The organism is Cetobacterium sp. (assembly GCF_051653945.1).
Lineage (GTDB): Bacteria > Fusobacteriota > Fusobacteriia > Fusobacteriales > Fusobacteriaceae > Cetobacterium_A.
In genome coordinates this window covers 1-10,263 of the sequence record NZ_JBOFXD010000059.1, presented here as the reverse complement: position 1 = coordinate 10,263, position 10,263 = coordinate 1, and the positions used below count along the sequence as shown (strand labels likewise).

Here is a 10,263-nt window from a genome sequence, read left to right as displayed (position 1 = left end):
TTATAGATAACAAGATTAGAAAATTTAATTAAAATGAATACACTTTTTTATATTTGAAAATAAAAACAGGAAACGAAATTAATAATAATAGATTTAATAATATAAAAATTAAATATTCCATACTGGTTAAATTAAAATAAAGCGAAGGAAGATATTATAAATTTAGTGTAAATTAACTTCTTCGCTATCAAATTTTAAATGTCCAAATAGGCTATCTTAGATTAGGTACTTTAAAGGTACTTGTTGCTAAGATAGCTTTTTTATTTCAAGTATTTCTCTAAACGACCTTCATACTCTATTGATAACATTCTTAGGATTCCTTCCCATCCTTTTACTTTTTGGTTCCATTTTTTCACAATATTTTTACTAGAAAGAAAAAGGACCTTTAACAAAGCATCTTCACTAGGATAAATAGATCTAGAATTACTAACTTTTCTAAATTGACTATTTAAACTTTCAATTATATTGGTAGTGTAGATCATCTTTCTAATCTCCATAGGAAAATTAAAAAAATGCGATAATTCACTCCAGTTAGTATACCAACTTCTAAGAGCTGGCGCAAACTCAGGAAGGTCATTTTTTAAAGTCTCTAAAGCTTCAAATGCACATTCTGCATTAGTCGCATTGTAAATACTTTTTAGCTGCTGAGCATAGCCTTTTCTATCTTGATAATTCATCTATCTTAATGTATTTCTGATTTGATGTACCATACAACGTTGAATCTTAGTCTCAGGAAAAATAGTTAAAATGGCATCACTAAAACCTTTCAAACCATCAATAAACACTGTAAAAATATCCTCAATGCCTCCAGTTCTTAATTCATCTACAACTTTTAACCAGAACTTAGAACTTTCATTCTCTCCTATTACAATACTTAAAATATCTTTTTTCCCTTCTAAATCTATTCCTAAAACAACATATATAGCTCTATTTGAAACTTTTCCATTACTTTTAATATTAAAATGTATTGCGTCCATGAATACAAAAGCATAGCATTTTTGTAATGGTCTATTTTTCCAATTATCTATCTCTTCGAAAACTCTATCAGTTATTCCACTAATTTGTGATGCTGAAAATGTTAATCCATAAATCTCTTCAAGATGAGCATTAATCTCAGAAATAGTCATTCCATGCCCATATATAGAGATAATTTTATCTTCAATATATTCGTATTTTTAAAAAAAGTCATCTTTTGTCATAGGTCTCTTATACGGAAAAATTGGAGTTCTATTATCATCTATTATTAATTTTGCTATAGCAGGAGTTCGATATCCTGAGTTAACAACGATAGTGCTAACTCAGGATAAGAAGTTATCACTTGTTGATAAAGCTCTACAAAAATGAAGAATCATGGTAGTTTCCAGGAATTAAAACAAACCCTAAAACAAAATTATTTTTATCATAGGCTGTGCTCGCACTATATGCAAATACTTTTTTTGCTCACCTTTATGGAATCCTCCACATTCTGAGTCAGTTTTACTTACTTTAATTCTTTTTATATCAGTTTTTTCATCAAAGTTTAAAGTTTTTTTATTAATTTCTCTATCTTTAGAGATTTCTTCTTGAAGAGATTTTTCATAGAATTTAGCACTAACTTCAACAAATTTACTAATACTTTTTTTATTATTAGCGCTTGCTTTTATATGAGTTCCATCAACAAATACATTTCCTTCATAAAAAAAAGCTGTAGACAATTACTTCTCTACAGCCTGAGATCACTTAATATGATCTTTTTTCTATTTTAATTTTCTATTTTCATATCCCCAGATTTTATAAACTCTCTTTTTCTAAGAAAAATTGATATTAGGTAGGTCACCACTCCTGGAAGTAAAATATAAAGAACCATTATTAAAATAATTGTTTTTATTCCACCTCTTCCTATTTTATCCATAGTTATGTAGCTTTCAAGTATTCCTACTAATCCACTTGTCCCCATTCCTGCTCCTGCAAAACTATTTTCCATTTTAAAAACTATTGTTACAAGTGGACTTAAAATAATTGATGCTAATATTTGAGGTATCCAAATCTTCCAATTTTTAACTATATTTGAAAATTGAAGCATTGATGTTCCTAACCCTTGGGCTACTAATCCTCCCCACCCATTCTCTTTAAAACTTGTTACTGCAAACCCAACCATTTGAGTGCAGCATCCCAGTGTTGCTGCTCCAGCTGCAAGCCCTTCTAACCTTAACATCATAGCAATAGCAGCACTACTAATTGGTAATGTTAAAGCCATTCCCATAAACACAGATATCAACATTCCCATAAAAAACGGATGCAACTCTGTTGATTCCATAACTAGAAATCCTATTGCAGTCATTACTTTTCCTAAAACTGACCCAACGCTTGTTCCTATTAATCCTCCTATTAAAATTGTTACTGCTGGTGTCAAAACTATATCTAGTTTTGTTTCTTTTGAAATAATTTTTCCGAATTCTGCTCCAATAAGTGATGCTATATATGCCCCAACAGGTCCTCCTAAAGAATATCCTACCATCCCTGTGAAAGTTGATGAAAACAAAACTAATGGTGGAGCTTTTAAGCTATGTGCTACTGCTACTCCTATACCAGCTCCAGTTATATCTCTCGCAATGGGCCATATAATATCTGTTAAAAATTTTATGCTCGATTGTTGCCCAAGCATATTTAAGATTGATCCTATTATTAAAGTAGAAAACATTCCCAGTGCCATAGCCCCTAACGCATCCACAAAATATTTTTTTGCTGATAACTCTACATTTTTTCTTTTTAAAAATTCACGTATCTTCATAATTATATATTATATCACATCAAACCTAAAAATAGATTAGAATAAAATATTCTCGCTACTTTTTATAACCCCTTTGAGAGATAAATTGACTTTAATTAAAAACTATGCTAACATTATTTTATAATAGTTACAAAATTATAATAAATACATAATATTTATGTAAATAAAGGAGATACTTTATGAAATTAAAAACAGGTCTTCAACCTGGAACTATAATGTACACAGGGACTAAAACTAAGCTTGATCCAATAGAAATAGAAACGTTTGTTTATAATAAAGAAAATGTAGATCAAAAAATAATTACTTATAAAGATGACTTAATTTTAAATTTAGACCTTAAAATGAACAATTGGATAAATATATCTGGTATTCATGATGTAGATTTAATAAAAAAAATTGGAGAATATTTAAATATCGATAATTTAGTTTTAGAGGATATCGTTAGTAATAATCAAAGACCTAAAATTGAAGTAAGAGATAACTTGATCTTTATAGTTTTAAAATTAATAACACACAATGAGAACAATGAATTTAGATATGAACAAATTTCATTAATTTTATTAGAAAATACACTTATTACCTTCCAAGAATCTAAAAATGATATTTTTAATACAATAAAAAATAGAATAGTAAAAGATATTGGACGATTAAGAAAAAAAGATATTAGCTATTTAACATATGGTCTTTTAGATAGAATTATTGATGAGTATTTTGTTATTTTAGATAATCTAAACAATAGAAGTGACGAGTTAGAAGAGATTATTGTTTTATCTCCAAGTAAAGATGAGTTTGAAAAAATATTAACTTTAAAAAAAGATATTTTAAAACTAAAGAAATCAATAACTCCGTTAAAAGAATTTATGGTTACTTTAAAAAGTAATGAAATCAAAGAATACTTAAGTGAAGATATTGATATTTACTTAGAAGATTTAAATGATCATGTAAATGTTACTCTTGAAAATGTTGAAAATTTATTTCTTAAAGGCAATGAATTAATTCAACTCTACCATACTACTGTGAGTGCTGGAATGAATGAAATTATGAAAGTTTTAACTATGATTTCTACAATCTTTATTCCTTTAAGCTTTTTAGTAGGACTTTATGGAATGAACTTTGAAGTAATTCCAGAATTGAAATGGCAATATGGATATTTTTTACTATTATTTATTATGTTTTTAATAATTTGTGGAATAGGATATTTTTTCAAAAAGAAGAAATGGTGGTAAATTATAAAGAGGTATCTTGAATAATTTCAAGATACCTCTTTTTATCTATTAAAATAGTTTCTTCTTATAGTATGCATCAGCTTGGTATATTGCTGCCACTGGATTATGACATAATACTCTATCTTTTACTGCAAATACAGTAACTGGTGCTTCTGAATGCTTTACAAATAAAGTATCATGTCCTACACAAAGACCAAACAGTATATTTAAATCTGTTTTCTCTTCATTTAAGTGTAGTGCTTGTCCAATTGGATTACACATAATATCATTTTTTACATAAGTTTCTTTTTCCTCTTGAGGTATTCCTAAAAATCCCTTTAAAATAGCTCCATTTTTACAAATTACAGAAACCACTTTTAATCCATGGTGCTCTAATATTTTTGCAAAAGTTTTCGCTTCCTCGTGAAGCCCTGTGCAGAAAGCTAGTCCTATACGCTCATATCCACATTTTTTTGCAAAAGCTATAGTTTCTTGAACACGAGTCCAGTTTGTATTTCCTTCTGCTTCAACAAGTGCCGATTGAATAGCAATTGTTAAATCATCTCCAACATGTAGCTCTTTCGCTTTATTTTGCATCTCTTCATTTCTACTAGGACAAAACACCTTTGGCATTTTTTCTTGATTCTTTGATAAACAACCTCTTGTCATACATTTTGCACAAATACTCATTTTCTCTCTCCTAACTCATTGTTTTTGTTTTGTTTTTTATTTTTAATACTTATAAAACTCCAAGATAATTCATTCCATTATAAATACTAATCAAAATTATTCCTACAACCATACATAGATATATTTTATCCACACCTTTTAGTGAAAGCTTTTTTGAAATTATAGGACCAACCGTACCTCCGATTACTCCTCCTGCAACCATCATTACAAATGCTAACCAAACAAATTCAGGTATACCTTTAACAATTGTTTGAGCTACGCTTACTCCCTGTGAAAACAGTATTATGTAGATTGAGTTTATTGCTGCTTCCTTTGAATTTAAACCAAAACATAGATATAAAATCATTAAATTGATTGGTCCTCCACCAATACCTAAAAACGAAGATAGAGCTCCCAAAAGAAATCCAATTCCTAAAGATACTGTGGTATTTTCTATATTAAATGGTGTTATTTTAGATTTTTGGATAGTAAATATTAATACCCCAACTGTAACTGCTGCTAAAACGAATGATTGAACTGCACCAGCCATATTTGGATCTCCACTTACAACTCTTACCCAATCAAATAACTGCTTTCCTAAAAGACCTCCAACAGCTGCACCAATGGCTAAGGGTGTCCCTCTCTTTTTTTCAGGTCTTACTCCAGCCTTACTATTACGATATAATGTCATCGTTGTCATTCCAAGTACAGTGCATCCAGATAAAAAGCTAATTGTTGATACCTGCATTGTTCCTAAAGCGTCTAAAATTGGTTTAATAATAACCCCTCCACCAATACCACTTATAGCTCCTAAAATTGATGCCCCTAGACAAACTACAAAATACAATATTTCCATACTACTCCCCTTGTACTATTTTATTTTTTGCTTTGCTTAATTTTATCTGATACTCCACTTATACGTCAACACAATGTTTTCATATTATTTGATTTGTTTATTTTTTAATCTTTAACAGCTTTTTTAATTCACTTTTTGTTAATTTTTAGCTGCACTTTCTCCTGAGATTTTTCCAAATACTGTAATATCTGTAATAGCATTACTTCCTAAACGATTTTTTCCATGGATATCTCCAGTTACTTCCCCAGCGGCAAACAAACCTTCTATCGGATTTCCATTTTTATCTAAAACTCTACCCTTTGAATCTATTACTAAACCACCCATAGTGTGATGAATAGCTGGAGTATTTTTTAGAATATAATATGGTCCCTCTGTAAATGCTACAAGTCCACCTCTTTTATTAAACTCTAAATCTTTTCCATTTTTAGCGTATTCATTATACTTTTCAACAGTAGTTTTTAATTCTTTTGCATCTATTCCAAAATGCTTTGCAGCTTCATCTATACTATCTGCTTTTACTAAAATACCTCTTCTTAATAATGCTTCGTATTCCCCTTTGTGATGAACTGCCACTTCTGTTTTATCTAGCTGAGCTTGATCCCAGAACAGATACCCCACTCCTCCAGTTTGTTTCGTTATAGCAAAAGATATTACATCTCTTCTATCTAACTCTTCAACAAAACGTTTTCCCTCTTTATTAACTAAAATTGCACTTCCAGCTAACCTTACATCTCCTGTATAAAGTAGTGCTCCATTTTCTGGATCACAAACTGGATAAGTTTGGATAAACTCCATATCTGTTGTTGCTGCTCCAACTTTTTCTCCCATTACAATTCCATCACCAGTTATTCCAGTTATATTTGTAGAAAGAATTTTTTCATCCATTCTTGGATCATGCTTTTTCCTCATCTCTATATTTGAACCAAATCCACCACTTGCTATAATTACTCCATTTTTTCCCATAAAATTATGTGTTTCTGTTGGTGTTAAAGCTTTTACTCCAACAACCCTATTTCCTTCTGTTATTAGTTCCACTGCATTCATCTCTAAGTAAACTGGAATACCTAACTCTTTTGCTTTTGTCATTAATTTTCCAATAACTTCTACACCACTTGCTCCATTTGGAACTAAACTTCTTTTAACTGAATGTCCTCCAAAAAACATCTGTCTATCTTCAAAGACTACATTTACATAATCTTTTAACCATACTGCTCCATCTAGTGCATTATCAGCTAAAATTCTTACAAGGTTAGGATTACTTTCATTATCTCCACCCTTCATTGTATCATTGAAAAATTGGTCTTTACTATCCTTTAATCCCTCTTTCTTTTGTACCCAGTTCTCTGGTGCTGCATACTCTGCTCCTGATATCAATGTATTTCCTCCAGGAAAAGCCATTTTTTCTATAACTGTAACATTAGCTCCATTTAGTTTCGCTTCTATTGCTGCAATTAATCCAGCTCCACCAGCTCCAATAACAACAACGTCATCCTTATGCTCCACCACTTTATCAGTGAATTTTTCTTTTATCTCTTTAACCCTTCTTAAATCTGTCGTGTACCCTGAAGATTTTATTGCGTTATTTATTGCTGCAATAACTCCTCTACTTGTTCCTGTTGCACCAGCTACTACATCTATTCCAAGACCTTGTGTTTGTAAAACTTTTTTTGGAATAATATTTACAGGTGCTTCTGATATTATCGGTGTATCTGTATTTGAAATAACTTTTACATCCTCTATTTTATCTTTAGAGAGCTTTACTTCCACTTTTATCTCTCCTTTATATCCATTTGCAGTTCCTAAGTATGTTCCCTCTTTAAAATTTTCTCCCATACTTAAATTCCCCATAGCTATCATCAACGATAGCAATAATAATCTTTTTTTCATTTAAAGTTCCTCCATGTCTATACTAGTATATTTTATAATAATATATTTACTACTAAAAAACAACATTTTATCGTTTTTTTAAACTTATATTTTTTAAATGTAAAAAAAAAGTAATATATACTTGATATATTACTTTAAAATTTTTAATCAATTGTTGTTCAGTATTGGATATAATTTTTTAAATATCTCATATTTTTCTCTATACATATTTTCTACTATTTTATTTGGATTTTTCGAGCTCATAACCTTTATTAAATTAAAACATGCTGTATTCACATCTTTATATATTCCATCTCCCACCATAGCAAGTATCCCTGCACCATAAGCTGGACCTTCAGTTGAATTCACTACATCTACATCCACTTCAAAAATGTTTGCGATTATCTGTTGCCAAAATTCACTTTTAGCTCCACCACCACTTACCCTAACACTTCTTACATCAATATTCATATCTTTAATTATTTCTAGGGTGTCTTTTAAACCAAAAGTTATTCCTTCTAATATCGCTCTAGTTACATCTCCTCTTTTATGTTGAATATTTAACCCTGTTAATGATCCTCTTGCAAAAGGATTATTGTGAGGAGTTCTTTCTCCCATTAAATATGGAAGAAATTGTAAATTCTTATCAAACTTTGCTTCTTCTGCTTCTAATAAAAGTTTATTGTAATCTTTAGTCTTTTCGATATCTTCAATCCACCACTTTAAAGATGCAGCGGCTGATAACATTACTCCCATTTGATGGTATTCACCATTCCCATGACAAAACGAATGCAATCTTCCCTCTTTATCTACAACACACTTTGAGCTACTTGCAAAAACTACACCTGAAGTTCCTAATGCAACAGATAAAACTCCCTCGTTAACTGCTCCTACTCCTATTGCTCCAACAGCTTGATCTCCACCTCCTGCAACTATTTTAATATCATTTTTTAAACTTAAAGTATTTTTTAAATCCTCTTTTAAACTTCCTACAACTTCATAAGATTCAAATAATTTAGGTAATTGAGATTCTTTTATCTCTAAAAAATCTAACATCTTTTCAGACCATTTTCTATTTTTTACATCTAGTAGTAACATCCCCGACGCATCGGACATATCTGTACTATATATTCCACTTAATTTAAATGCTATATAGTCTTTTGGTAAAAGAATTTTCTTTATTTTTTTAAAATTTTCTGGTTCATTCCTTTTTACCCAAAGAATCTTAGGAGCCGTAAACCCTGTTAGAGCAACATTTCCTGTTAATTTTAAAATACTCTTATTAAAATAACTATTTATTTCATCACACTCTAAAGATGTTCTTTGATCACACCATAATATTGCTGGACGTATAATCTTGTCTTGTTTATCTAATAAAACAAGCCCATGCATCTGCCCACTAAAACTAATTGCTTTTATCTCGTTTTCATAACCTATTACCAGTTCTTTTAATCCCTCAAAAGTTTTATCATACCATTCTTCTGGATTTTGCTCACTCCAATTCTCTTGAGGATAATATAATGGATATTCTTTGCTAACTTCTTTTTTTATTTTTCCTTTATCATCAATTAAAAGGAGCTTTACTGACGACGTTCCTAAGTCTATTCCTATATACACAATTAAGCCCTCCTATCCCTTTTTTCTTTTACTTAAAATATCAAATAAAACTGCTAAAAGTAATATTAACCCCTTTACAACATACTGCCATGAAGGCTCTACATTCATCATACTCATTCCATTATCTAAACTTGCCATAACTAAAGCCCCCAAAATTGCACCAAAAACTGTTCCTACTCCTCCGGAAGTACTTGCTCCCCCTATATAACATGCAGCTATTGCGTCTAACTCTGCATTTGTTCCTGCTGACACTGATGCTGCAGCAAGTCTAGAGGTTAGTATTAATCCAGCTATAGCCACTAATATACCATGAACAACATATATAGAAATTTTTACTCTATCAACATTTATACCTGAAAGCCTTACAGCGTCTTTATTTCCACCTACTGCATACATCAATCTTCCAAAAACTGTTTTTTTAGCTATAAATGAAAAAATCGCTATAAATATTATCAAAATCATTACAGGAGTTGGAACTCCATAATATTGATTTAGAAGAAATACTCCTGTTAGCATTAACAGTGATTTCCAAAGTATTCTTATATACATATTTGTTTCAGACTCTACCTCAAGCTCATTTTCTATTTTATTTTTTCTATCTAACACATTAGAAAATACCATAAAACCTATTAAAACAAGTACTATAATATAACTCACAAAATTAGGTATATAGCTTTGTCCAATTAATTTAAAAGAAGAACTAACAGGTGCAATTGTTCTTCCCCCAGTTATCCCCACTAAGATTCCTCTAAAAGCTAACATTCCAGCCAAAGTTACTATAAAAGATGGAATTTTTAAAGATACCCAAAATCCATTCCAAACACCAATTAACATTCCCAATAATAAAGTTATAATAACAACAGGAACTACTCCAAGACCTAATTTTACATTCAACATTGCTGCAATTCCACCTAATAAAGCCATTGCAGATCCAGCAGATAGATCTATTTCATTTGAAATAATAACAAAAATCATTCCTATTGATATCATTCCCGTTATAGACATCTGTCTAAATAGGTTTGAAATATTTCTAGCTGTTAAAAATTTTCCATCAGTAAAAAAAGAAAAAACAATCCATATAAAAACAATCGATAATATAATCATAAATATATTTTGACTCAATATATTTTTAAAAAAACTTTTTTTATTATTTAAAATTTTTCCTTCTACTTGCATTGTTTCGTTCATATTTAACTCCTTCCTATTGCTATTTCCATTATTTTTTCTTGCGTTAGATCTTGATTATCTAAAATCCCCTTTATCTCTCCTTCATGCATAAC

The 10,263-nt window shown here is 30.1% G+C and carries 8 protein-coding genes and 1 pseudogene; 1 reads left to right on the top strand and 8 read right to left on the bottom strand.

The features are described from left to right. Positions 1 to 260: 260 nt before the first annotated feature. The 3 genes and pseudogenes from ACRC8M_RS06575 to ACRC8M_RS06565 form a co-directional block, all read right to left on the bottom strand. A pseudogene (locus tag ACRC8M_RS06575) lies at positions 261 to 1,151 on the bottom strand (IS256 family transposase). Between the two features lie 228 nt (positions 1,152 to 1,379). Then, entirely contained in the window at positions 1,380 to 1,694 is a 315-nt protein-coding gene (locus tag ACRC8M_RS06570; protein WP_438528403.1) for a hypothetical protein, read from the bottom strand. Positions 1,695 to 1,741: 47 nt separating this feature from the next. Further along, positions 1,742 to 2,770 (bottom strand): PTS transporter subunit IIC, encoded by a 1,029-nt coding sequence (locus tag ACRC8M_RS06565; protein ID WP_438528402.1) that lies wholly within the window; start codon positions 2,768 to 2,770, stop codon positions 1,742 to 1,744. A 179-nt stretch (positions 2,771 to 2,949) separates the two neighbouring features. Here ACRC8M_RS06565 and corA point away from each other — a divergent pair, with 179 nt between their 5' ends. Next, entirely contained in the window at positions 2,950 to 3,996 is a 1,047-nt protein-coding gene (gene corA, locus ACRC8M_RS06560) for a magnesium/cobalt transporter CorA (protein WP_438528401.1), read from the top strand. Between the two features lie 48 nt (positions 3,997 to 4,044). Here the strand turns inward: corA and ACRC8M_RS06555 are convergent, their stop codons facing one another. The 5 genes from ACRC8M_RS06555 to ACRC8M_RS06535 all read right to left on the bottom strand — a co-directional run bounded on the left by ACRC8M_RS06555 (position 4,045) and on the right by ACRC8M_RS06535 (position 10,171). Next, positions 4,045 to 4,665, bottom strand: a complete 621-nt coding sequence (locus ACRC8M_RS06555; RefSeq protein WP_438528400.1) for a DUF1847 domain-containing protein — start codon at positions 4,663 to 4,665, stop codon at positions 4,045 to 4,047. Positions 4,666 to 4,714: 49 nt separating this feature from the next. Further along, positions 4,715 to 5,500 (bottom strand): sulfite exporter TauE/SafE family protein, encoded by a 786-nt coding sequence (locus tag ACRC8M_RS06550; RefSeq protein WP_438528399.1) that lies wholly within the window; start codon positions 5,498 to 5,500, stop codon positions 4,715 to 4,717. A gap of 138 nt (positions 5,501 to 5,638) precedes the next feature. Further along, entirely contained in the window at positions 5,639 to 7,387 is a 1,749-nt protein-coding gene (locus ACRC8M_RS06545) for a flavocytochrome c (protein WP_438528398.1), read from the bottom strand. Positions 7,388 to 7,534: 147 nt separating this feature from the next. Further along, entirely contained in the window at positions 7,535 to 8,983 is a 1,449-nt protein-coding gene (xylB, locus tag ACRC8M_RS06540; protein WP_438528397.1) for a xylulokinase, read from the bottom strand. A gap of 12 nt (positions 8,984 to 8,995) precedes the next feature. Then, positions 8,996 to 10,171 carry a sugar ABC transporter permease gene (locus ACRC8M_RS06535; protein ID WP_438528396.1) on the bottom strand — a complete coding sequence of 392 codons (1,176 nt, stop codon included), beginning with the start codon at positions 10,169 to 10,171 and terminating at the stop codon, positions 8,996 to 8,998. Between the last annotated feature and the right edge of the window lie 92 nt (positions 10,172 to 10,263).